The sequence below is a fragment of the Streptomyces sp. NPDC087845 genome (assembly GCF_044742755.1).
GTDB lineage: Bacteria > Actinomycetota > Actinomycetes > Streptomycetales > Streptomycetaceae > Streptomyces.
Map to the genome: position 1 here is coordinate 68,907 of NZ_JBIUVC010000013.1, position 22,924 is coordinate 91,830.

Sequence of the window (22,924 nt, forward strand, 5' to 3'; positions counted from 1 at the left end):
ACTGAACGAACTGCTGCACTGCGTAAACCGCTCGAACCCGATCGGTTCCACCCCGAGGAGTCCCCGTGCCGAAATATCCTGCGAGCCATGATTCAGTGCCGTCTGCCGCGCTGCTCAGCACGCCAGAACTGAACCGGACGGCCTGGGACGGAGCCGCCGCCCGACTGCTCGCGAAGATGCTCGGTCAATTCGCCTACGAGGAAGTCATCGAGCCGGAAGCCGTCGAGCCGGAAGTCTTCGGGCGAAAAGCCGTCGACCGGGAAGGCGCCGAGCCGGTCGGACAGCCCGACGGGGGCGCTACGTACACCCTCGCGCTCGACGACGGCGGAATGCTGAGCTTCAGCGCCCGGCGGGGCGTGTACGGAGGGTGGCACATCGTCCCCGATTCGATCCTGGAGACGTCCGCAGCCACCCGGGAAGCACCGGCCGGAGCGACAGGCGGGAGCGACGGGGAGGCGCGCACGGAACCGGTGCCCCACGGCGACGGGGACGCGCCCGCGGCAGCGGTGCGTGACAGTGATCAAGGCGCGCTCGCCGACCCGCTCCAGGACCGCGGTACCGGCACCGTCCCCTTCCGCGACCCGCTGCAGTTCCTCACCCGCGCCCGCCGCCTCCTCGGGATCGACGGCGCCACCCTCGGCCACCTCATCCGCGAGATCACCACCACCCTCGCCGCCGACGCCCGGCTCGACCACACCGCGCTCCCCGCCGCCCGGCTGGCCGACCTCGACTACGCCGAGCTGGAAGGGCACCAGACGGGCCACCCCTGGCTCGTCGCCAACAAAGGGCGCCTCGGCTTCTCCGCCACCGACGCCTCCCGTTACACCCCCGAGGCCCGCAGGCCGCTCGGACTGCCGTGGATCGCCGTCTCCACCCGGATCGCCGCCTACCGCGGGGTGCCCGGTCTGGCCGCCCCCGACCAGTTGTACGCACAGGAACTCGACCCGTCGGTCCGCGACTCCTTCGCCGCCGTGCTCCGCGCCCGCGGTCTCGATCCCGACGACTACCTCTGTCTTCCCGTGCACCCCTGGCAGTGGGACGAATGGATCGTTCCGGTCTTCGCCCCGGCCATCGCCGCAGGCGACATCGTTCCGCTCCACACCGACGCGGACCTCCGGCTGCCGCAGCAGTCCATCCGCACCTTCAGCAATGTGACCCGCCCCGACCGGCATACGGTCAAACTGCCCCTGTCGATCCTCAACACGCTGGTCTGGCGAGGACTGCCGACCGAACGCACCCTCGCGGCTCCCGCAGTCACCACCTGGGTCCAGGGCCTGTGCGACCGGGACGCCTTTCTGCGCGACACCTGTGGGGTCATTCTGCTCGGCGAGGTCGCCTCCGTGACCGTCGAGCATCCGCTCTACGACCACCTCCCGGAGGCGCCGTACCAGTTCAAGGAGATCCTCGGCGTGATCTGGCGGGAACCCCTCCAGCCCCGGCTCGCTCCGGGCGAACGGGCCCGGACCCTCGCCTCGCTGCTCCACACCGACCCGCGGGGCCGCGCCTTCACGGCCGAGCTCGTCGCCCGCTCGGGGCTGACCCCCACCGCCTGGCTGACCCGGCTCTTCTCCGCGCTGCTTCCGCCACTGCTCCACTTCCTCTACCGCTACGGCACCGTGTTCTCCCCGCACGGCGAGAACGCCATCGTCGTCTTCGACGAACAGGACGTCCCGGTGCGCCTGGCGATCAAGGACTTCGTGGACGACGTGAACATCAGTGCCCTGCCGCTGCCGGAGCACGAGTCGATGCCACAGGACGTACGCCGCATCCTGCTGGCCGAGGAGCCCTCCTTTCTCACCCAGTTCATTCACGCCGGACTGTTCATCGGTGTCTTCCGATTCCTCTCCCCGCTCTGCGAGGAACAGCTGGGACTGCCGGAGGCCGATTTCTGGTCACTTGTGCGGGCCGAGATCCAGCGGCATCACGCCCGCTTTCCCGAGCTCAAGGAGAGGTTCGAGACGTTCGACATGCTGACGCCCCGCATCGAGCGCCTCTGCCTGAACCGCAACCGTCTGCACGTGGACGGATACCGGGACCGTCCCCGGCGCCCGCACGCAGCCATCCACGGGACCGTTCCGAACCCGCTCCACCCCTCCGCCTGAGTCCGGGAGTGATCGCCGTTGTCAGTGGTGCCCCGTAGGGTGGTCGGGCTATGACGAAGCCATCCCTCCCCGAGCTCCTGCACGCCGCCGTGACCGCCGTCGGCGGTACGGAACGGCCCGGCCAGGCCGCCATGGCCGCGGCCGTTGCCGAGGCTGTCGACGACAACTCCCATCTGCTCGCCCAGGCCGGCACCGGCACCGGCAAGTCCCTCGGCTACCTGGTGCCCGCGCTGGCGCACGGGGAGCGCGTCGTGGTGGCCACGGCGACCCTGGCGCTGCAGCGCCAGCTCGTGGAGCGCGACCTCCCGCGTACGGTCGACGCCTTGCATCCGCTGCTCCGCAGGCGCCCCCAGTTCGCCATGCTCAAGGGCCGCTCGAACTACCTCTGCCTGCACCGGCTCCACGAAGGAGTGCCGCAGGACGAGGAGGAGGGGCTCTTCGACCAGTTCGAGGCCGCGGCCCCGTCGAGCAAGCTCGGCCAGGATCTGCTCCGGCTGCGGGACTGGTCGGACGAGACCGAGAGCGGCGATCGCGACGACCTCACCCCGGGCGTCTCCGACCGTGCCTGGGCGCAGATCTCGGTCTCCTCCCGCGAATGCCTGGGTGCCAGCAAGTGTGCGTACGGGGCGGAGTGCTTCGCGGAGCTTGCCCGTGAGCGTGCCAAGCTCGCCGATGTCGTCGTCACCAATCACGCCCTCCTTGCCATCGACGCCATCGAGGGCGCTCCGGTGCTCCCGCAGCATGAGGTTTTGATCGTCGACGAGGCGCATGAGCTGGTCTCCCGGGTCACTGGAGTGGCGACCGGCGAGCTGACCCCCGGCCAGGTCAACCGCGCGGTGCGGCGAGCGGCCAAGCTGGTCAACGAGAAGGCCGCCGACGCCCTGATGACCGCGTCGGAGGGCTTCGAGCGGGTGATGGAGCTGGCGCTGCCCGGACGCCTGGAGGAAGTCCCCGAGGACCTCGGCTACGCGCTGCTGGCACTCCGGGACGCCGCGCGTACGGTGATCTCGGCCCTGGGCGCCACCCGCGACAAGTCCGTCCAGGACGAGGACGCCGTCCGCAAGCAGGCCCTGGCAGCCGTGGAGACGATTCACGGCGTCGCCGAGCGCATCACCCAGGGTTCCGAGTACGACGTCGTCTGGTACGAGCGGCACGACCGGTTCGGCGCCTCCGTGCGGGTCGCGCCGCTCTCCGTCTCCGGACTGCTGCGCGAGAAGCTCTTCGCCGAAAGGTCCGTCGTCCTCACCTCGGCCACGCTCAAGCTCGGCGGGGATTTCAACGGAGTGGGGGCGTCGCTCGGACTCGCTCCCGAAGGCACGGTGGGCGACGACATCCCGCAGTGGAAGGGGCTCGACGTAGGGTCGCCGTTCGACTACCCGAAGCAGGGCATCCTGTATGTCGCCAGGCATCTGGCCACGCCCGGTCGCGAGGGTTCCCGCACCGACATGCTGGACGAGCTCGCCGAACTGGTGGAAGCGGCGGGCGGGCGCACCCTCGGGCTGTTCTCGTCCATGCGGGCGGCGCAGGCCGCCGCCGAGGAACTTCGCGGCCGGCTCGACAAGCCGATCCTGTTGCAGGGCGAGGAGACGCTCGGAGAGCTGATCAAGAACTTCGCGGCCGATCCCGAGACCTGTCTCTTCGGCACGCTGTCGCTCTGGCAGGGCGTCGATGTGCCCGGGGCCAGCTGTCAGCTGGTGGTCATGGACCGGATCCCGTTCCCGCGTCCCGACGACCCGCTGATGAGTGCACGCCAGAAGGCCGTCGAGGAGGCCGGCGGCAATGGGTTCATGGCCGTCGCGGCGACGCATGCCGCGCTGCTGATGGCTCAGGGCGCCGGCCGACTGGTACGGGCCACCGGTGACAAGGGTGTCGTCGCAGTGCTCGACCCGCGGCTGGCCAACGCACGGTACGGCAGCTATCTGCGTGCCTCGCTGCCAGATTTCTGGTACACGACCGATCGCAACCAGGCGCGCCGCTCACTCGCGGCCATCGACGCGGCGGCCAAGGCCAACGGCCAGTAGTCCGTCCGACCGGGCCCGCTGTCTGCGGGGGCCTGCGGCGGACGTGACACAGAAGGACCCCGGGATCGGCGCAGTGGATCCCGGGGTCCGGTTGAAGCCGGCGAGTCTTCACACCCGCCGCAATACCGCCACCACCTTGCCGAGAATCGTCGCCTCGTCGCCCGGGATCGGCTGGTACGCGGAGTTGTGGGGAAGCAGCCACACATGGCCGTCCTCCCGCTTGAAGCGCTTGACCGTGGCCTCGCCGTCCAGCATGGCTGCCACGATGTCGCCGTTCTCCGCGACGGGCTGGCGGCGTACGGTGACCCAGTCGCCGTCGCAGATCGCCGCCTCGATCATCGAATCACCGACGACCTTGAGGACGAACAGCTCTCCGTCACCGACCAACTGGCGGGGGAGCGGGAAGACGTCCTCGACCGATTCCTCGGCGAGAATCGGCCCACCGGCTGCGATCCGGCCGACGAGCGGCACATACGACGCCGCGGGCTTCCCGGTCGTGTCGGTGGGCTGCGAGCTGGGCTGGTCCGAGCCACGGACCTCGTACGCCCGTGGGCGGTGGGGGTCGCGGCGGAGGAAGCCCTTGCGCTCCAGGGCCATCAGCTGGTGGGCGACGGAGGACGTGCTGGACAGACCCACCGCCTGACCGATCTCCCGCATCGAGGGCGGGTAGCCGCGCCGTTGCACGGAATCCCGGATCACCTCGATCACTCGCCGCTGCCGGTCGGTGAGCCCCGAGCTGTCCGCCCGGATTCCTGGAGGTCGGCCGGGCAGCGAGCGCGCTGGGCGCATGGGCTCGGGTCCCTCCGTGTTCGTGACTGAGTCATTCATGGCATGCACCGGCTCGAGTCGGCTCTGGGAGCGGTCCTGGGCAGTGATGGTGGCACTGTCTGCGGTGGTGGTCACGTCGGCCCCTCTCGAATGGTCTCCCTAGCTGGACAACGGTAGTAGCTTTCGAAAGGTTGCGCCAAACACACGTTCGAGTGAAAAACAAATAAAAGTCTGTCGTGTGTTCACTGCTGGGTGTATGCACGACGCCGAGACAGCCGGGTTCCGCTCGGGAGCGACCGGCCGGTCCCACCGGCAATTCGGTTCATTACGCTAGCGTCCGCGGGCGCGGCGCCGCCACGTGGGGTCGCTTCGCGGCCGGCGTCCGGAACCCGGGGGCAGGGTTGTCGGGGTCCGACAGGCGGGCCCCGCAGTCCCGGCGGCGGCGCGGTTCCCGTAACCTCGTGCTCGGCCGTACGCCGCCTGCGGGCCGCCCGCGACGCGCGACACGCGCTAGGGCCGAATGCGCGACCAAACCCAAGATCTAGTGGTTGGATTGCTCCAGCCGCCCAGAAGTTGTGGTCCCTGGTCCGCCGGGGGTGCGGCCATCGCCTATGCTTGAGACTGCTTCGAGGGGCCCTGCCGGGCCCTGGAGAGGCTATTCAGTCGTGCTGTGAAGGAGGGTTGGGAGCCATGCACTGCCCCTTCTGCAGGCACCCCGACAGCCGGGTCGTCGACAGTCGCACCACCGATGACGGCACGTCGATCCGCCGTCGCCGCCAGTGCCCCGACTGCTCCCGCCGTTTCACGACGGTGGAGACCTGCTCGCTGATGGTGGTCAAGCGCAGCGGTGTGACCGAACCCTTCAGCCGTACCAAGGTCATCTCCGGCGTGCGCAAGGCATGCCAGGGGCGGCCGGTCACCGAGGACGCCCTCGCCAAGCTCGGCCAGCGGGTCGAGGAGGCGGTGCGTGCCACCGGCAGTGCCGAGCTGACCACCCATGACGTGGGCCTGGCCATCCTCGGCCCCCTGCAGGAACTCGACCTCGTCGCGTACCTGCGATTCGCGTCCGTGTACCGGGCGTTCGACACACTTGAGGACTTCGAGGCCGCCATCGCGGAGCTCCGTGAGAAGCGGCCTCCCGTGGAGGAGCGCGGGACCGGCGAGACCCTTGAGGTCCCCGTTCCCGCCGTCGCCGCCGACTGAGCGACACCGGCCGATCGGTACAGGTCCGTGGATCGGTGGCAGGCGGCTGTATAGACCTGCTCCGGGTGCTGTGCGCGGCATCCGAAGTATCAGAGACAGACTGTGCCCCGGGAAGTTCTGGGCACTTCAGGGCGTTTTTGCCCACATATGGGAGGCGGCATGACAGAGACGGCGAGCGGCCCGGCACGAGGTTCCCGAGCCAAGGGACCGAAGTCGAGCAAGGGTCTGCGTATCGAGCGCATCCACACCACCCCTGGCGTGCATCCGTACGACGAGGTGACGTGGGAGCGCCGTGACGTCGTCATGACCAACTGGCGCGACGGTTCGATCAACTTCGAACAGCGTGGCGTCGAGTTCCCCGAGTTCTGGTCGGTGAACGCGGTCAACATCGTCACCAGCAAGTACTTCCGCGGGGCCGTCGGCACCCCGCAGCGCGAGACCGGTCTGCGACAGCTCATCGACCGGATCGTGAAGACGTACCGCAAGGCCGGCGAGGACAACGGCTACTTCGCCTCTCCCGCGGACGCCGAGATCTTCGAGCACGAGCTGGCGTACGCCCTCCTGCACCAGATCTTCAGCTTCAACTCGCCGGTCTGGTTCAACGTCGGCACGCCCCAGCCGCAGCAGGTCTCCGCCTGCTTCATCCTGGCCGTCGACGACTCCATGGAGTCGATCCTCGACTGGTACAAGGAAGAGGGCATGATCTTCAAGGGCGGCTCCGGCGCCGGCCTGAACCTCTCCCGCATCCGCTCCTCCAAGGAGCTGCTGTCCTCCGGTGGCAACGCCTCCGGACCGGTCTCCTTCATGCGTGGCGCCGACGCCTCCGCCGGCACGATCAAGTCCGGTGGCGCCACCCGGCGCGCGGCCAAGATGGTCATCCTCGACGTCGACCACCCCGACATCGAGAACTTCATCGAGACCAAGGTGAAGGAAGAGGAGAAGATCCGCGCCCTGCGCGACGCGGGCTTCGACATGGACCTGGGCGGCGACGACATCACGTCCGTCCAGTACCAGAACGCCAACAACTCGGTCCGCGTGAACGACGAGTTCATGAAGGCCGTCGAGTCCGGCGGCAAGTTCGGGCTGCGGGCCCGCATGACCGGTGACGTCATCGAAGAGGTCGAGGCGAAGTCCCTCTTCCGCAAGATGGCCGAGGCGGCCTGGGCCTGCGCCGACCCGGGCATCCAGTACGACGACACGATCAACCAGTGGCACACCTGCCCGGAGTCCGGCCGGATCAACGGCTCGAACCCCTGCAGCGAGTACATGCACCTCGACAACACGTCGTGCAACCTGGCCTCGCTGAACCTGATGAAGTTCCTCAAGGACGACGGCAAGGGCAACCAGTCCTTCGAGTCCGAGCGCTTCGCCAAGGTCGTCGAGCTGGTCATCACCGCGATGGACATCTCCATCTGCTTCGCCGACTTCCCGACCCAGAAGATCGGCGAGAACACCCGCGCCTTCCGCCAGCTGGGCATCGGTTACGCCAACCTCGGCGCCCTGCTGATGGCGACCGGCCACGCGTACGACAGCGACGGCGGCCGCGCCCTCGCCGGTGCCATCACCTCGCTGATGACCGGTACCTCGTACCGGCGCTCCGCCGAGCTCGCCGCGGTCGTCGGCCCGTACGACGGCTACGCCCGCAACGCCGAGCCGCACCAGCGCGTCATGAAGCAGCACGCCGACGCCAACGCCGCCGCTGTCCACATGGACGACCTGGACAACCCGATCTGGGCCGCCGCGACGGAGGCCTGGCAGGACGTGCTCCGCCTCGGCGCGAAGAACGGTTTCCGCAACGCGCAGGCCTCGGTCATCGCGCCCACGGGCACCATCGGTCTCGCGATGTCCTGCGACACCACCGGCCTTGAGCCCGACCTCGCCCTGGTCAAGTTCAAGAAGCTGGTCGGCGGCGGCTCGATGCAGATCGTCAACGGCACCGTCCCGCAGGCCCTGCGCCGCCTGGGCTACCAGGAGGAGCAGATCGAGGCGATCGTCGCCCACATCGCCGAGCACGGCAATGTGATCGACGCCCCCGGTCTGAAGACCGAGCACTACGAGGTCTTCGACTGCGCGATGGGAGAGCGCTCCATCTCCGCGATGGGCCACGTGCGCATGATGGCCGCCATCCAGCCGTGGATCTCCGGCGCGCTCTCCAAGACGGTGAACCTGCCGGAGACGGCCACCGTCGAGGACGTCGAAGAGGTCTACTTCGAGGCGTGGAAGATGGGCGTCAAGGCGCTCGCGATCTACCGCGACAACTGCAAGGTCGGCCAGCCCCTCTCCGCGAAGACCAAGGAGAAGGAGAAGGCGGCGGTCACCGCCAAGGCCGAGGAGACCATCCGTACCGCGGTCGAGAAGGTCGTCGAGTACCGTCCGGTCCGCAAGCGCCTCCCCAAGGGCCGTCCCGGCATCACCACCTCGTTCACGGTGGGCGGCGCCGAGGGCTACATGACCGCCAATTCCTACCCGGACGACGGTCTCGGCGAGGTCTTCCTGAAGATGTCCAAGCAGGGCTCCACCCTCGCGGGCATGATGGACGCCTTCTCCATCGCCGTTTCGGTCGGTCTGCAGTACGGAGTCCCGCTGGAGACGTACGTCTCGAAGTTCACCAACATGCGCTTCGAGCCGGCCGGCATGACGGACGACCCGGACGTGCGGATGGCGCAGTCGATCGTCGACTACATCTTCCGCCGCCTCGCGCTGGACTTCCTGCCCTTCGAGACCCGCTCGGCACTCGGCATCCACTCGGCCGAGGAGCGTCAGCGCCACCTCGACACCGGTTCGTACGAGCCCTCCCTGGAGGACGACGAGCTGGACGTCGAGGGGCTGGCCCAGTCCGCCCCGGTGCGGACGGAGCCGCTGAAGGCGGTGGCTCCGGTGCGGGAGGCCGAGAAGCCGGAGCCGAGGACGGCGCACACCTCGGCGGAGCTCGTCGAGATGCAGCTGGGCATCAGCGCGGACGCGCCGCTCTGCTTCTCCTGCGGGACGAAGATGCAGCGCGCCGGGTCCTGCTACATCTGCGAGGGCTGCGGCTCGACCAGCGGTTGCAGCTGATACCGGGCGGAATTGCGTCGGATGCGACATCCGACGCGGTTCACGCAGGTAGCTGACCAGCAGCTCACGAAGGGGACCGGCCGGAGGCTGGTCCCCTTCGTCGTGCCTGCGACCTGGGTGGCGTAACCGATTCAACGATGTTGCGTGGAATGCATTCCAGACCACCGACCTGGTCGGGCCGCTCGCCGAGCCGAGGGCCTCATCTGCTACTCCTGCTACCGCGTCGACCCTGACGTTGCCGAAGAGTGCGCCGCATGCGGCCAACTCCGCGTGCCCGTGACCCGCCGCCCGGACAACTCGCCGCTCTGCGCGTCCTGTTGGACCGGCCCCCCGCACCTGCGTGAGCTGCGGCACCGTCGGCCCGGCCAAGCCGAACGGCCCTGGCGGGCCGCTCTGCGCATCCCTGCCACCGCCGGCAGCAGAAGCCGGTCCGGGAATGCGGCCGCTGCGGACAAGTACGAGGCATCGCCCGCCGGGCCACCGGATCACGGCCAGACATCCGCGAGGACTGCTCCGACGGGCCCACCTAAACCTGCTCCACCTGCGGAAGAGTCCGACCCTGCCACCGCGGGGCGGACGGCGCGTGGACCTGCCGGACCTGCCGCCCAGGGCTGACCCGGGAGTGCTGCCGCTGCGGACGGAACCGCCGAGTCCACACCCGCCGGCCGATCGGCCCGGTCTGCACCTCGCAGACCGGCCTCAGCTCGAAACTCCTGCCCCACGGCACCGACACCCGGCCTGCCCGGAACGCGGCCCTGGTCGCGCTCGCCGGTAACCTGCCCGCACCGGTCCCTGCCGGCATCCTCGGCCTCCACCCCAACACCGCCGTCCGCTGGTCAGGGTTGGCCAAGACCTCCTGGGCCGACTGCCTCGCCGCCCGAACCCACGGCATGCGGAGGCATCCGGTCAAGGATGTCCAGGACGGAGGCGCCCGTCTCCTTTCAAGCAGAAACACGCGGGACAACCGCCACTGATTTCGAGACCATCAGCCAATGACCACAGAACCGCATCTGCTGTCCCTCCGCATCGTCGTGCCACCGCTGGGAAGCCGACACGGCTCCGTGGAATGCCGACCGGTCATCAACGGACGAGACGTCCTGGCCGAAGTGTTCGATGAGGGCCCGGCAGATGACCCTCGGGATCTCCTGGGGCCGGATGCGCCGCTTCACGCGACAGATACCCCCCGTGAGGTTCGGCTTGCCGTGGCCGAGTGCACGGAAGGATGCTGCGGCGCTGTCTACGTGACCATCAGGCGCGAGGGGCAACACGTGATCTGGAGCGGCTGGCGCAACCCGGACGAGGACGACGTCGATCTCCCAGAGTTTCGGTTCGACGTCGATCAGTACGAAGCGGAGGTCCACCGGGCCTCGACGGACCACGGCTGGGAGTGGCCGGCCCGAACAGTCGCCAGGCTTCTGGAGGAAAGGCTCCGGGAACGTGCCGGCCGGCTGACGACCTGGGAATGCGAACTGGGAGCCGTCTCGGCTTGGCACTGGGAACCTGACCAGATCAACGTCTTCCTGTTCCATCCCGGCCGTTCCGCGATCAGGGAAGGCCGTCCCTGGCTTCAGTTCAGATTGACCCTTCCGATCTCCGGAGACGACCCGGGTGACCAAGCAGAGCGCCTTGAGGCGCGTCTCACGGCCGAAGACCCCCGCGAGGTCGCCGAGATTTGCGGCGGTTCGAAGTAGTTTGCCAATTGGCTCGGCTACCCCTGGCCAGGCCCCCGACGACGCGCATGAAGCGCGGTCGAGGCGAGGAATACGCCACGCCAGGAATAAGTGATCTCCGCCAGTACCGCCACCGCGCGCCGTCGCGGGGGACACGCCGTCCGACGCGGCGCGCGTGCCGACGTAGCCCGCTGATCAGCTGATCGCACGAAGGGGACCGGCCCTCGGCCGGTCCCCTTCGTGCGAGCCGCGGGCGCGGCTGACGGGAGCGCTCGGCCGACCGCAGCGCGGGGCGCGTCCCGCGGCGCGTCACGCTCCCGGCGGGCGGCTTCCCATCATTCCGGCGAACGAATCGGGGTCGCCGTCGAAGCCCCGGACCGCACCGTGGAACTCCCAGACACCGGAGGCACCGCGGACGAACTCGCCGACGGTCGCGGCGGTGGCGGCGCCGACCGAGGAGAAGTCGTCCTCCGCCAGATTCGTGTAGCCCTCCCGGACCTGTACGCCGGTGTTCGGTATGTCGGCGAACGTCTTGCGGCCGTCGCGCTGCTGAATGGCGACGCCGACGACGACCCGGGTGTACGTGGTCGACAACCGGTCCAGTTCCAGCGTCATCACTTCGTCGAACCCGAAGCCCTGGCCGGTCCTGCTGTCGCGGTTGAGCGTGATGGTGCCGTCCGGAGAGCGGCTGTCGAAGTGCACGAGATACGCAGGACTGCCGTACGGCGCGTCCGCGAAGTAGGTCCCCGCGATGATGTCGAGGTCATGGGCCGGGGCGCCCGGAGAACTGGGATCCCATTTGAGCCTGACTTCGACCTTCTCGATGTCCTTGTTGGGCGTGCTCATCGGACTTCCCTCCTTGGTTCGCCGCTGACCGTCGGGCTGTTCATACCACCCGATCATGTCTGCAACCGGCCGTGGATCCAACCGGCTCGGCCATCGGCGACGGAATCGGGCCACTGCCGGTCCGCCGGTTCAGTGCGGAATGCGGCGTGGCGGTCGTTGCCGGACCTCTTCCCGGAATGCCTCGATGGCGCTGCTGACCTGACGGATGAGGTGGGTGTGTTCGATGCGGTCGAGATAGAGGCAGTTGCGGGCCACTCCGTCCAGTTCGAAGGCGAAACAGAGCGTCATCAGTGGGTTGATGAACAGTTCGCCGCCGCGGGTGCGCGAGGTGAACTGCACGTCCCCGAAGGCTCCTTGAACGGCTGCGGCAATCGACCCGTTGACGATGCTGGGACGGTCGGGGGTGTGGTGCTGCGCGTGTGCCACCGCGTCGACGAAGAGGGCGCCTTCGCGTGTCGTACGGGACACGGAGAACGCGCCGAGGCAGGAACCGTCTCGTTCGAGAGCGGCGATGTTCTCCAGCACGAGGCCGTGACTCACCCCGTGATACGCGTCGATGCCGAAGCCGATGGACACGACCAGGCGTTCCGGTACGTCGATGGCGGCGAGCGCCGCGACGCTGGTCAGGTCCTCCTCCGGTGTGCCGAGCCCGGATTCGTCGCCACGCATCAGGATGTCCGTACCGCCGTCGACCAGGACGACCGCGTCGATGTCGTACGTCTCGATCAACGCCCGGTAGGCGGCCCGCAGCGGTTGCACGCCCACGCGGGAGAAGGCGTGCACGGTGCTCGGGTAACCGTGCAGGGCGAGCCACTGGGCGAGGGTGCGTTCCGGGAAGTAGGCCTGGTGGAGAGCCGTTTCGGGGGTGATGGCGGCGACGTCCGGCGCGAGCCAGGCGTCGAGGGGCAGGCCTTCGAGGGCGCTGAACGACAGATTGGCGAGTTGGACGTCCTTGCCCCGGTGGAGCAGGGAGAGCGCGATGGGGAGTCCCGCATAGATGTCGAAGCCGCCGCCGGCTCCGGCGATGAGGACGCGTTCCGCGGATTCGAGCCGGGAGAACAGGGGGTTGGTGTGCAGCGAGGACATGGTGGTCATTCTGCGGTTCATTACGATCGGATCGGGTGTACTCCATCAGAGGGTGACCCGTGCCACGTTCGGCACCGTACGATGGCTCGGTGCTGGTCAAGTGGATTCGTTGCACCGTAGTGGACCGTCGAGGTTTTGAACGGGGACAGCGAGAGTGGGCGGGGCTGCTGGGTGAGCCGGGGTTCAGGGGGCAGGGCGGCGGGTGGAGCCGAGGGCGTCCGGAAGTGGCGCATGTCTTCGCCTTCTGGGAGAACCGCGTCTTCTACGACTCGTTCATGGCGCGTGCCCACGACCGGCTGGCCACCGCGCAGTCCGGTACGTACAGCAGCATGCAGGTCAAGCTGTTCGAGTACCGGTTCGATGTGAAGACCGGCTTCGAGCCGCGCTTCACCGACGCGGATGTCGTCAGGGTGGCGCACAGCAAGGTGCACGAGGACCGGGTCGAGCATTTCGCGTTGATGCAGGAGAGGGTGTGGAACCCGGCGATGGCCGGATCGCCGGGCATGCTGCGGGGGGTGTTCGGGGAGGCGCCGGGGCACGAGTTCCTCGTGCTGTCCATGTGGCAGTCGAGCGCCGAACGCGGCAAGTACCGGGCGGGCAGCATCGAACGGCTGACGCAACGGGCGCAGACGGAGGACGATGTGGCGGCGGTGACGGGAGACGTCGTGCAGCTCGAGCCGTCGTGGACCGTGTGACCGGCCGGGTGGCCTCCGGGGCGGGTGGGGCGGTTCGGCCGAGCCGCTGATCAGGCGGGTCCGGCCGGGGTGGGCGGGGTGCGGAAGACGCCCGCTCGGGCCGCTGCCAGCGCCGCGTCCGCGGCCTGGTCGGCCACCGTGCCGTCGATGGGCTCACGGGTGATGAACAGCCTGAAGAACAAGGGTGAGGTCACTGCCCTGACCAGTGCCCCCGCGTCTGTGTACCGGTCGATCTCGTCGCGCGCGACGGCGCGGGCGACGATCGCCTCGCAACGGGCGAACCGCTCCGTGTAGAAGGCGCTCAGCGCCTCGGCGGCGCGCGGGGCCTGGAAAGCCGCGGCGATGAACGCGGTCGGCGCGGCCGCCGTGGCGGGGTCGGCGAAGGCGTCGGCCGTCGTGTGCGCCAGGGCGCGCAGGTCTCCTGCCAGGGTTCCGGTGTCGGGCGGTGTCCAGCTGTCCTCGCCGGCCAGGTCCAGGGCGTCGACGACCAGCCCTTCGAGGTTTCCCCAGCGGCGGTAGAGCGTCGTTTTGTGGATGCCGGAGTGTTCCGCGACGTATTCGACGGAGAGGCCCGGGTAGCCGTGCTCGACGAGGCCGGTGAGGACGGCATCCCGGACCGCCGCGCGGGTGCGGGCGGTACGGCCTCCGGGGCGGCGGGTACCAGGGGGGAGCGGAGCTGCCGGGACGGTGGTCTCCGGGGCGGCTTTTCGTCCGGTCAATTGCTACTCCTGTTGCGTTAGTGGGCTCCAGTGTGCCACACTCGCCTTAATGCGACATCGATTGCGTTTATGTGGTCGCCGGGCGGGTCGGGGCTGTCTCGTCCCGGGGTTTCCCGCCGGTCGCTGTCGTTTCCGCCGCTTGTTCGCCGACCGAGTCCGGAGGTGCCCTTGCACACGCAGATCGCACTGCACGACGTGACCGTGACCCGCGGCGAAAGGCTGCTGCTCGACGACGTCTCACTGACCGTGCGCCCAGGTGAGCGGATCGGCATCGTGGGGGAGAACGGCGCGGGGAAGACGACTCTGCTCCGCCTGCTCGCCGGCCTCGAACAGCCGGATTCCGGTGAGGCGTTCACGGCGGCCGACGGCGGCACGGGGCTGCTGGCCCAGACCCCCGGACTGCCGCCGGACAGCACGGTCCAGGACGCCATCGACGACGCCCTCGCGGAACTGCGCACCATGGAGCGGAGATTGCGTGCGGCCGAAGCGGAGCTCGGTACGGCCGGCGCTGCGTCGCTCGCCGCCTACGGAGACCTGCTCACGGCGTTCGAACTGCGCGGGGGGTACGAGGCGGACGCGCGCGTCGACAAGGCGATGCACGGCCTCGGCCTGGCACGCATCGGACCGGCCAGGCAGCTCGGCAGCCTCTCCGGCGGCGAGCAGGCGCGGCTCGGCATCGCCTGTCTGATCGCGGCGTCCCCCGAGGTGATGCTGCTCGACGAGCCCACCAATCACCTGGACGGAGCCGCCCTCGACTGGCTGGAGGGCACCTTGCTGTCCCATCCGGGCACGGTGATCGCCGTCTCTCACGACCGGATCTTCCTGGAGCGCGTGACCACAGCGGTGCTGGAGGTCGACTCCGACCGCCGGACGGTCGTGCGCTACGGCGGTGGGTACGAGGGATTCCGGACCGAGCAGACCGCCGCACGGCAACGCTGGGAGCAGTCCTATGCGCAATGGTGCGAGGAGACGGCGGAACTGGAGGAGTACGCAGCGACCACCGCTCACGGCGTCGCGGCCGGCCGCGCCATCAAGGACAACAACAAGATGGCGTACGACCGGGCCGCGGGCCGGGTCCAGGCCTCGGTCTCCGGACGGATCCGCATGGCCCGCAAGCGCCTGGAGCGGCTGAGGCAGGAGCCCGTCCCCAGGCCTCCGGACCCGCTGCGCTTCACCGCTCGGCCCACTGCCGGTGCGGCCGGAGGAGAGCTGGTGTCCCTGACGGGCATACGGGTCGGCGAACGGCTCGCGGTCGACCGGCTCTCCGTGGCGGCGGGCGAGAGGCTGCTGATCCACGGCGGCAACGGAGCGGGGAAGTCCACTCTGCTCCGCGTCATGGCGGGGGTCGTCGAACCGGACGTGGGCCGGGTGGTCCGGCGGGGCGGAATCGGCTACCTCGCCCAGGAGATACCGACGCACCGACCCGCGGAGCGTGTGCTCGCGACATTCGGCCGAGGGCTGCCGCTCACCGACGACGAGCAGGCGGAACTGCTGCTCTCGTACGGACTGTTCCGGTCCCGGGACCTCCAGGTGCCGGTCGGATCCCTGTCCGCGGGGCAGCGCAGACGGCTCGCCCTCGCCCGTCTGCTGGCCAGGCCCGCGGACCTGCTGCTGCTCGACGAACCCGCGAACCACCTGGCCCTCGGACTCGTGCAGGAGCTGGAAGAAGCGCTGACCCAGTGGCAGGGCGCGCTGGTGGTGGTCTCCCACGACCGGTCGCTGCGCCGCCGCTTCACGGGCGACATCCGTCGGATGGAGTCCGGACGGCTGCTCGAATGAGCCGCAGCCGATCTGAGGGCTGTCCCGCAGTCCCTGGTGGATCGGCGTGCGGCGTCGGATGGGGTGCATCGCAAGGTGGAGGGGCGCCCTCATAGTGGATGCATTCGGGCGTTCCGGCAACGCGGCGAGGTGCCGTAGCCGTCGTCGCACGCCCGCCGGGGATTACGGGGCAGCCCTTAGGGTCGGTACATGGCACGACCGCAACGCATTGTCCTCGTCCGGCACGGGGAGTCCGAGGGCAACACCGATGACACGGTGTACGAGCGTGAGCCCGACCACGCACTGAGACTCACCGCGACAGGGCTGCGGCAGGCCAGGGAGACGGGCGTGCGGCTGCGCGAGCTGTTCGACGGCGAGCGGGTCAGCGTCTACGTCTCGCCCTACCGCCGCACGCACGAGACGTTCCGCTCCTTCGGGCTGGATCTTGAGTGCGTGCGGGTGAGGGAGGAGCCGCGGCTGCGGGAGCAGGACTGGGGGAACTGGCAGGACCGGGACGACGTGAGGTTGCAGAAGGCGTACCGGGACGCCTACGGACACTTCTTCTACCGCTTCGCACAGGGAGAGTCCGGGGCCGATGTGTACGACAGGGTCGGAGCCTTCCTGGAGAGTCTGTACCGGAGCTTCGAAGCCCCCGACCATCCACCGAATGTTCTGCTGGTCACGCACGGACTGACCATGCGTTTGTTCTGCATGCGCTGGTTCCACTGGTCGGTGGCCGAGTTCGAATCGCTGTCCAATCCGGGCAACGGGGAGACCCGGACACTGATACTCGGAGAGGACGGGCGCTACACCCTGGACCGGCCCTTCGAACGCTGGCGCACCCCCGAGCCGTACGGCATCACCGGATAGAGTGGAAGGGCGATGACAACCGCTGACTCTGCTTCCGACCAACGTTTCGCACGCGCCCTGGCCAGCCTCCGCGGACTGGCTGTGGGGGACGCACTGGGTTCCCAGTTCTTTGTGCCTGCCAATTACCCGTTGCTGAAGCGCCGCGGACTTCCGCCCGGACCCTGGCAGTGGACGGACGACACCGAGATGGCCTCCTCGGTGCTGGCCGTGCTGGCGCGGCACGAGCGAATCGACCAGGACGCGCTCGCTCGTTCCTTCGCCGACCACCATGACTTCGACCGCGGATACGGCCCTGCCGTGAACCGGCTGCTCAGACTCGTGCGGGAAGGCAGCGACTGGCGGGAGCTGGCGTCCGCGCTGTTCAACGGGCAGGGCTCCTGGGGCAACGGCTCGGCGATGCGCATCGCGCCGCTCGGCGCCTGGTACGCGGACGACCCGGAGCAGGCCACGCACCAGGCCGAGATCTCCTCGTACCCCACGCATCAGCATCGCGAGGCGGTCGTGGGCGCGATGGCCGTCGCGGCCGCCGCCTCACTGGCGGCTTCGCCCACGGGGCCACCCACCCCGGCAGAGCTTCTCGACGGTGTGATCGCGCTCGTACCGCGCAGCGCGGTCGGCGCCGGGCTGCGACGGGCTCGCGACATGCTCGACTACGGCGATGCCGGGACGGTTGCCGCGGTCCTCGGCAACGGCCGGCGCACCAGCGCACATGACACCGTTCCGTTCGCCCTCTGGTCGGCGGCGCGAAGCCTCGGCGATTTCGAGCAGGCCTTCTGGACCACGGCCCAAGCAGGCGGCGATGTCGACACGACCTGTGCGATCGTCGGCGGGATCGTAGCGGGGGACAGGTCGGGCGCACCGCCCGCGGACTGGTCGGCGCAGACGGAAGAACTGCCGGACTGGCTCCCGCGGTAGGGCGAGGGCGACGAAGGCCGCCGACGACGCGACGCGTCGGTCGGACCGCGCAACTGTCACGGTACTGCCACAGCCCTTCCTCGCGCGGCCGGCCGGCACAAGGGGGAGCTACTCTTTCGGCCACGCCGCCCTCGGTGATCATCCTGACGGGCGCGCACCGAATTGAGACGCCGGGTTGCCCCCGTGCTGCTGGCGGCGGTGCGTGAGGACCCCGGTGGGGGAGGGGTCCCATGTCCGATCACATGTCAGCAACACCTCGGCCGGAGGATGTCCCCGAGCGGGCCGAAGGGCCCGAGGAGGCCGAGCCGTCGGGACGGACCGGGACATCCGGACAGGCGGCGTTGTCGAAGGCGCCGGAGCCCGGCGCAAACGCCGAGCCGCCGAAGGGCCCGGCCTCCGCGCGACAGGTCGGACCACACCGTCCGCCCAACCCTTGGCAGCAAGCCGGCCCCCAGGCGTCGGCGGTCTCGCGACTGCGCCCTGCCAAGCCCGCTGCCATCCGGAGCGCGACGCTCTGTTCCGTCCTGGCCACCGCGATACTGAGCTCCTTGCTGCTGGGCGACGGCCTCGGCCTGAACCTGCTGATCGTCGCGATTCCCGCAGCCCTCGGGGCCCACTTCGCCGCACAGGCGGCCGACCGCCGCCTCCGTCCATGGACAGCCGTCTGGGCGGTCGGCGGCCTGGCGCTCCTCGCCGTTCCCGCGCTTCGGGACGCCGGATGGCCCACCTTCCTGGCCGTCGTGTCGGCTGTCGCACTGGGCTCACTCGCCCTGCACGGCAGTCGCAGCTGGCTCGGAGTGTTCCTCGGCTCGTGGGGCCTCTTCAGTTCCATCGCCGACGGTCTGGCGTGGGGCGGGCGAGGCGTGCGCGAACGGATGGCAGGCTCTCGGGACCGGTTGGGCGTCGTATTCCGTACCACCGCGGTGGCGGTCGTCCTGCTCATCGTGTTCGGCGCACTGTTCGCAAGCGCCGACGCCGCCTTCGCCGATGTGCTCTCCGCCCTGACCCCCGACGTGTCCGTGGGCGACAGCCCTTGGCGCCTGCTCCTCTTCGTGATCGGCCTGGTCGGTGCGCTCGCCGCCGCGTACAGCGCGGCGGCGCCGGTGCGGTGGGACGGCATCACCGTCCGTCCGGGGAAGGCGCGCGGACGGCTGGAATGGGCCCTCCCGCTCATCGTGCTGAACCTGCTGTTCGCCGTCTTCATCGCCGTCCAGCTCACGGTGCTGCTCGGCGGATACGACAAGGTGATGGCCGAGACCGATCTCAGCTACGCCCAATACGCCCGGCAGGGCTTCTGGCAACTTCTCTGGGCCACGCTCCTCACGCTGCTGGTGATCGCGATCGCCCTGCGCCGGGCTCCTCGCGGAGGGGCGCGCGACCGCACTCTCGTGCGGGCTGTGCTCGGCACACTGTGCCTGCTCACCCTCATAGTCGTGGCGTCCGCCCTGAGGCGCATGGACCTGTACGTCGACGCGTACGGTCTGACACGGCTGCGCATATCCGTGGCCGCGGTGGAACTCTGGCTCGGCGTCGTGCTCGTCCTGATCATGGCGGCCGGTGCGTTCGGCGCCCGCCTGCTGCCACGCGCCGTCGCCGCGAGCGCGGCCGTCGCCGTGCTCGCGTTCGGACTGATCTCGCCCGACGGGCTGATCGCGGAGCAGAACGTTCAGCGGTACCGCGCCGACCACTCGATCGACATCGACTACCTCCGGGGCCTCTCGGCCGACGCCGTACCGGCCCTGGGCACACTGCCCGAGCCGCTGCGCTCCTGCGCCCTCAAGGACATCGAACGGTCGCTGCGAGCCTCGGACGCCCCCTGGTACGCCACCAGCTGGGGCCAGGCGCGGGCCCGGGACATTCTGAGCAGGCGAAGCGCGAACGACCCGGCACAGAGCTGCGACGCCGCGCGTACGAGTGGCGGAGGCGGTGACCGCGACGGTGACGGTGACCGAGGCGATCAGTACGACCCCTACGATCCGTACTGATCCCGGCCGGGCCCACCCGAGGCAGGGACCTCATCGCCGCTGTTCCACACCGCCCCACGTGCTTCACGAATGTGATGTGGGCATTGCTGAGCGCCTCCTGCCGCTGATCCTCGGTGGTGGATTCCCGGCGTCGGCGCGTCCGTTCGTGAGCACCGCCTTCGTACATCCGGCTCGCCGTGCGCGTGTACCGCAGCAAACTGAGCGCCGCGAGCCACGGCCGTGCCGCAATCCGTTCCGCGGTGCGGCGTACGGCCGGGCCGGCCGTCGGGCGCCCCGGGGTGTTGTCGGCGTACCCATCGGCGTACGCTGACAGGCGCCATGCCGTACGAACCACCCACGCACACCGTCGAGCGCTCACTGCGCGCGACCACTGGTGCCAAGACCGTCGCCGGTGTCGACGAAGTCGGACGCGGAGCGTGGGCGGGACCGGTCACCGTGTGTGCGGCTGTCACCGGCCTTCGCAGACCTCCCGCCGGACTCACCGACTCCAAGCTGATCAGCCCCAAGCGCCGCGCGGAGCTGGCTCCGTTGCTGGAGCACTGGGTCACCGCGTTCGCCCTCGGAGATGCCTCCGCGCAGGAGATCGACGACCTGGGCATGACGGCAGCACTGCGCCTCGCCGCCGTGCGCGCCCTCGAAGCCCTGCCGGTGCGACCCGACGCGGTGATACTCGACGGCAAACACGACTACCTGGGAGAGCCCTGGCAGGTCCGCACTGTGATCAAGGGCGACCAGTCCTGTATCGCGGTCGCGGCCGCCTCGGTGATCGCGAAGGTCCGACGGGACACGATGATGGCCGAACTGGGCGCGGATACCGGTGAGTACGCCGCCTTCGCCTTCGACGCCAACGCCGGCTACCCGTCGCCCGTACACAGGGCCGCGCTGGAGGAGTGGGGGCCCACGCCCCATCACCGCCTCTCGTGGTCCTACCTCGACGCGTTGCCCAGGTGGCAGCACCTCAAGAAGATCCGCATCTCCGCCGAGGCGGCTGCACTGGAAAGCGGGGGCCAACTCGGCTTCGACTTCTGATCGCGCACATGTACCCACCCGCTGATGCCCTGCGCATCGGCGTTTGATAGACAACCACTCATGCCTCTCATCCCCGAGGAGCCTCAGATTCACGAGAGCGCCCAGGGTCCCCGCGCCACTCCGGCCACAGGCCGCGCCGCGTCGACCCCCCGTCCCGTACCCGGTCCGCGTTCAGCGGCCACGCCGCGCCCGGGTCGCCCGGGACCCGGCCCCGCGAGGCCCGCGCCCCCGGCGCAGCGCCCGCACACCACCTCCGGCCAGCCGCAGGCGGCCCGGCCGGAGAATCGTTCCGCACCGCAGATCCAGCTGATCCCCGCCTCGGCCGCCGGCGTACTTGAGGCCGCCGACGAAGCAGTGGATCTGCTGCTCGACTCCGGACGCGCACCGGGCGACATCCTGGTGCTCACCACCGGTGAACAGCACCCGTGGGCCACGCACGAACTCACCTTCGGCGAGGCCGCCTACTGGGCGCAGCACGAAGCGGGCGACGACGTCTTCTTCGCCGGTGCCGGTGCCGGTGCCATGGACCGGCTCAAGCCCCGTCCCGTGGTGATCGTCGCGGTCAACGGCGACGGCGGTGACGCCCTTGCCGACGCGCTGTCCGGTGCGCGTGACCGAGCCGGTGCCCTGCTGATCGTGTGCGGGGACCCGCAGCGGATCAACGCAGTGCTCGGCGCCGGCGTCTGATCCGCAGGCCGTACAGGATCGTGGTGACCCGGCTGCCCCACGGGGCGGCCGGGTCCGCGACCACGGGTCAGCGCGCCGCGGTGCGCCGCAGCGCCTGAGCCGTACCGACGCCGGTACGCATGGGGACCGGATCGGGCTCCAGCGACGCTTCGGCGAGAGCGGACGGCTGCGATGCGGAATGGGGCCGACGTCCGCCCCGCCCCTCACCCAGCACCTGCCAGCCGCCGCGGGTCAGCGTGATGTACGCACCGCACCGCAGGCCGTGCAATGTGCACGCGTCCCGCAGACCCCACATCCACGCCCCGTCCTCCTCCGTCCAACGCTCGTCGCCCTCACGGCAGTAGAGCAGTACCGCGGTACGGACAGGCGTGCGGCGGCGGAGGTCGTGCGGAATGACCCGGCGCAGATGCGCCAGCAGCGCGTTGCGGAACTCCCAGCCGTCCGCGGCCGTGGGGCGACGGGCGAACGAAGCGCTGGCCGCGAGGCGTTCCTCATGGTCGAGTACGGCGACGACAGCGGTTGCCGGTGCCGGCCGGTGCCGGGCGTGCAGGCCGCTGACAACCTCGCGGGGGTTGCGCAGCAACGGTATGCCCGCTTCTGCCCACTCGGCCGGTTCGAGCATCCTGGCAAGGCGGTTGGCGGAGTCGGCGGATGCCGAGGACGTCGACATCGAAGTGGCTGCGGACGGAGCGAATCCGAAGGTCACGGTCCTCCCTTCGCATACGCGCCCACGATGCGGGCAGGGTCGAGTGAGGGCACACCGCGGCACAACCCTTCCGGGCCGCGAAAGGACCGTGCGGGAGCGAGTCCAATTCTTCCTGGCGTATCCGCAGGCGGCAACGAGCAATCGGCGCAGCTGACGGGAATCAGCTGGAATGACTCTGATATCCCTGCCCACGCCGAGCCCGGTCGACGCCTCCTGTCACGCCTGAACGGCGAGGACCAGCGGAAACACCCCCTGCGCCCCTTTCGGCACAGCAGCCGCGCCGCCACGGCCGGTGTCCAGCCGGGTTGCGGCATCGGGCAGTTGAAGGACACAGAGGCCGGGCTTCTCCCGGTTCGGCGGGCCACGCAGGACGAGCGCATCCGTACCCTGCACCGGCGCCCGGCTGCTCCGCCGTATCCGCGGTCACCCGTGCGTTCCCAGTGGCGGCGGTCGTCGGCACGCGTACGCCGGCGGGCGGATCGGCCGGCAGGGTCCGCAGACGCCGGTAGTCGGGGTGGAAGTCATGGCCCCGGTCGGAGGTGCGATGCGCCTCGTCGGCCATGAGGAGCCCGGCCGGGGACGGAGTGCGCTTCGTCGGCCATGAGGAGCCCGGCCGGAGACGGAGTGCGCTTCGTCGACCACCAGCAGACCGCCGGGGCGGCAAGCCGGGGCAGGATCCGGTCCCGGAGATCCGGATCGTTGAGCCGTTCGGGGCCACGGAACTGGGAGGGCAGCCGAATCCCGGACGGAACTGGCCCCCTGGACCTGCGGAAACGTATCGATCGGGGATGGCCGGTGAGTGAAGGGTGA

General features: G+C 69.6%; 17 protein-coding genes and 1 pseudogene. 12 read left to right on the forward strand and 6 right to left on the reverse strand.

Annotation, left to right across the window (positions count from 1 at the left end; all coding sequences use genetic code 11):
- The first annotated feature begins 65 nt into the window (after positions 1 to 65).
- Together ACIOMQ_RS29350 and ACIOMQ_RS29355 are read left to right on the forward strand one after the other, a co-directional pair.
- A complete protein-coding gene (locus tag ACIOMQ_RS29350; protein ID WP_401263510.1) occupies positions 66 to 2,102 on the forward strand; it encodes an IucA/IucC family protein in 2,037 nt (678 codons plus the stop codon).
- A 50-nt stretch (positions 2,103 to 2,152) separates the two neighbouring features.
- The gene (locus ACIOMQ_RS29355; RefSeq protein WP_362203428.1) at positions 2,153 to 4,123 is read left to right on the forward strand and encodes an ATP-dependent DNA helicase; all 1,971 of its coding nucleotides are present in this window, start codon (positions 2,153 to 2,155) and stop codon (positions 4,121 to 4,123) included.
- A gap of 108 nt (positions 4,124 to 4,231) precedes the next feature.
- Here ACIOMQ_RS29355 and lexA read toward each other — a convergent pair whose 3' ends face one another.
- Positions 4,232 to 5,026 (reverse strand): transcriptional repressor LexA, encoded by a 795-nt coding sequence (lexA, locus tag ACIOMQ_RS29360; protein WP_362203431.1) that lies wholly within the window; start codon positions 5,024 to 5,026, stop codon positions 4,232 to 4,234.
- 555 nt (positions 5,027 to 5,581) lie between these two features.
- Here lexA and nrdR point away from each other — a divergent pair.
- From nrdR to ACIOMQ_RS29375, 3 genes are all read left to right on the forward strand, one after another.
- Complete coding sequence (gene nrdR / locus ACIOMQ_RS29365; protein WP_362203434.1) at positions 5,582 to 6,094, forward strand: transcriptional regulator NrdR; 513 nt, start codon at positions 5,582 to 5,584, stop codon at positions 6,092 to 6,094.
- 159 nt (positions 6,095 to 6,253) lie between these two features.
- A complete protein-coding gene (locus ACIOMQ_RS29370; protein ID WP_362203437.1) occupies positions 6,254 to 9,148 on the forward strand; it encodes a vitamin B12-dependent ribonucleotide reductase in 2,895 nt (964 codons plus the stop codon).
- 992 nt (positions 9,149 to 10,140) lie between these two features.
- Positions 10,141 to 10,839, forward strand: coding sequence for a hypothetical protein (locus tag ACIOMQ_RS29375; protein ID WP_401263511.1), 699 nt, complete (start codon positions 10,141 to 10,143; stop codon positions 10,837 to 10,839).
- 288 nt (positions 10,840 to 11,127) lie between these two features.
- On the opposite strand, the gene ACIOMQ_RS29380 is transcribed toward ACIOMQ_RS29375, so the two are convergent.
- A complete protein-coding gene (locus tag ACIOMQ_RS29380; protein ID WP_401263512.1) occupies positions 11,128 to 11,664 on the reverse strand; it encodes a TerD family protein in 537 nt (178 codons plus the stop codon).
- A gap of 129 nt (positions 11,665 to 11,793) precedes the next feature.
- Positions 11,794 to 12,750 (reverse strand): DUF1152 domain-containing protein, encoded by a 957-nt coding sequence (locus tag ACIOMQ_RS29385; RefSeq protein ID WP_401757745.1) that lies wholly within the window; start codon positions 12,748 to 12,750, stop codon positions 11,794 to 11,796.
- Between the two features lie 89 nt (positions 12,751 to 12,839).
- Between ACIOMQ_RS29385 and ACIOMQ_RS29390 the strand changes: the two genes are divergently transcribed.
- Entirely contained in the window at positions 12,840 to 13,445 is a 606-nt protein-coding gene (locus ACIOMQ_RS29390) for a YdbC family protein (RefSeq protein WP_362203445.1), read from the forward strand.
- Positions 13,446 to 13,495: 50 nt separating this feature from the next.
- Here the strand turns inward: ACIOMQ_RS29390 and ACIOMQ_RS29395 are convergent, their stop codons facing one another.
- The gene (locus ACIOMQ_RS29395; RefSeq protein WP_401263513.1) at positions 13,496 to 14,164 is read right to left on the reverse strand and encodes a TetR/AcrR family transcriptional regulator C-terminal ligand-binding domain-containing protein; all 669 of its coding nucleotides are present in this window, start codon (positions 14,162 to 14,164) and stop codon (positions 13,496 to 13,498) included.
- Between the two features lie 168 nt (positions 14,165 to 14,332).
- Here ACIOMQ_RS29395 and ACIOMQ_RS29400 point away from each other — a divergent pair, with 168 nt between their 5' ends.
- The 6 genes from ACIOMQ_RS29400 (at position 14,333) to ACIOMQ_RS29425 (ending at position 21,408) form a co-directional block, all read left to right on the forward strand.
- The gene (locus tag ACIOMQ_RS29400; protein ID WP_402191072.1) at positions 14,333 to 15,943 is read left to right on the forward strand and encodes an ABC-F family ATP-binding cassette domain-containing protein; all 1,611 of its coding nucleotides are present in this window, start codon (positions 14,333 to 14,335) and stop codon (positions 15,941 to 15,943) included.
- Positions 15,944 to 16,132: 189 nt separating this feature from the next.
- Positions 16,133 to 16,792, forward strand: coding sequence for a histidine phosphatase family protein (locus tag ACIOMQ_RS29405; protein ID WP_362203454.1), 660 nt, complete (start codon positions 16,133 to 16,135; stop codon positions 16,790 to 16,792).
- Positions 16,793 to 16,804: 12 nt separating this feature from the next.
- The gene (locus tag ACIOMQ_RS29410) at positions 16,805 to 17,707 is read left to right on the forward strand and encodes an ADP-ribosylglycohydrolase family protein (RefSeq protein WP_401263516.1); all 903 of its coding nucleotides are present in this window, start codon (positions 16,805 to 16,807) and stop codon (positions 17,705 to 17,707) included.
- Positions 17,708 to 17,937: 230 nt separating this feature from the next.
- Entirely contained in the window at positions 17,938 to 19,692 is a 1,755-nt protein-coding gene (locus ACIOMQ_RS29415; RefSeq protein ID WP_402191074.1) for a DUF4153 domain-containing protein, read from the forward strand.
- 318 nt (positions 19,693 to 20,010) lie between these two features.
- Positions 20,011 to 20,721 (forward strand): ribonuclease HII, encoded by a 711-nt coding sequence (locus ACIOMQ_RS29420; protein ID WP_362203463.1) that lies wholly within the window; start codon positions 20,011 to 20,013, stop codon positions 20,719 to 20,721.
- A gap of 60 nt (positions 20,722 to 20,781) precedes the next feature.
- Positions 20,782 to 21,408 carry a hypothetical protein gene (locus tag ACIOMQ_RS29425; RefSeq protein ID WP_362203466.1) on the forward strand — a complete coding sequence of 209 codons (627 nt, stop codon included), beginning with the start codon at positions 20,782 to 20,784 and terminating at the stop codon, positions 21,406 to 21,408.
- A gap of 67 nt (positions 21,409 to 21,475) precedes the next feature.
- Here ACIOMQ_RS29425 and ACIOMQ_RS29430 read toward each other — a convergent pair whose 3' ends face one another.
- The gene (locus ACIOMQ_RS29430; protein WP_362203469.1) at positions 21,476 to 22,114 is read right to left on the reverse strand and encodes a hypothetical protein; all 639 of its coding nucleotides are present in this window, start codon (positions 22,112 to 22,114) and stop codon (positions 21,476 to 21,478) included.
- A 297-nt stretch (positions 22,115 to 22,411) separates the two neighbouring features.
- A pseudogene (locus ACIOMQ_RS29435) lies at positions 22,412 to 22,688 on the reverse strand (recombinase RecQ); the annotation flags it as partial.
- Positions 22,689 to 22,924 lie beyond the last annotated feature (236 nt).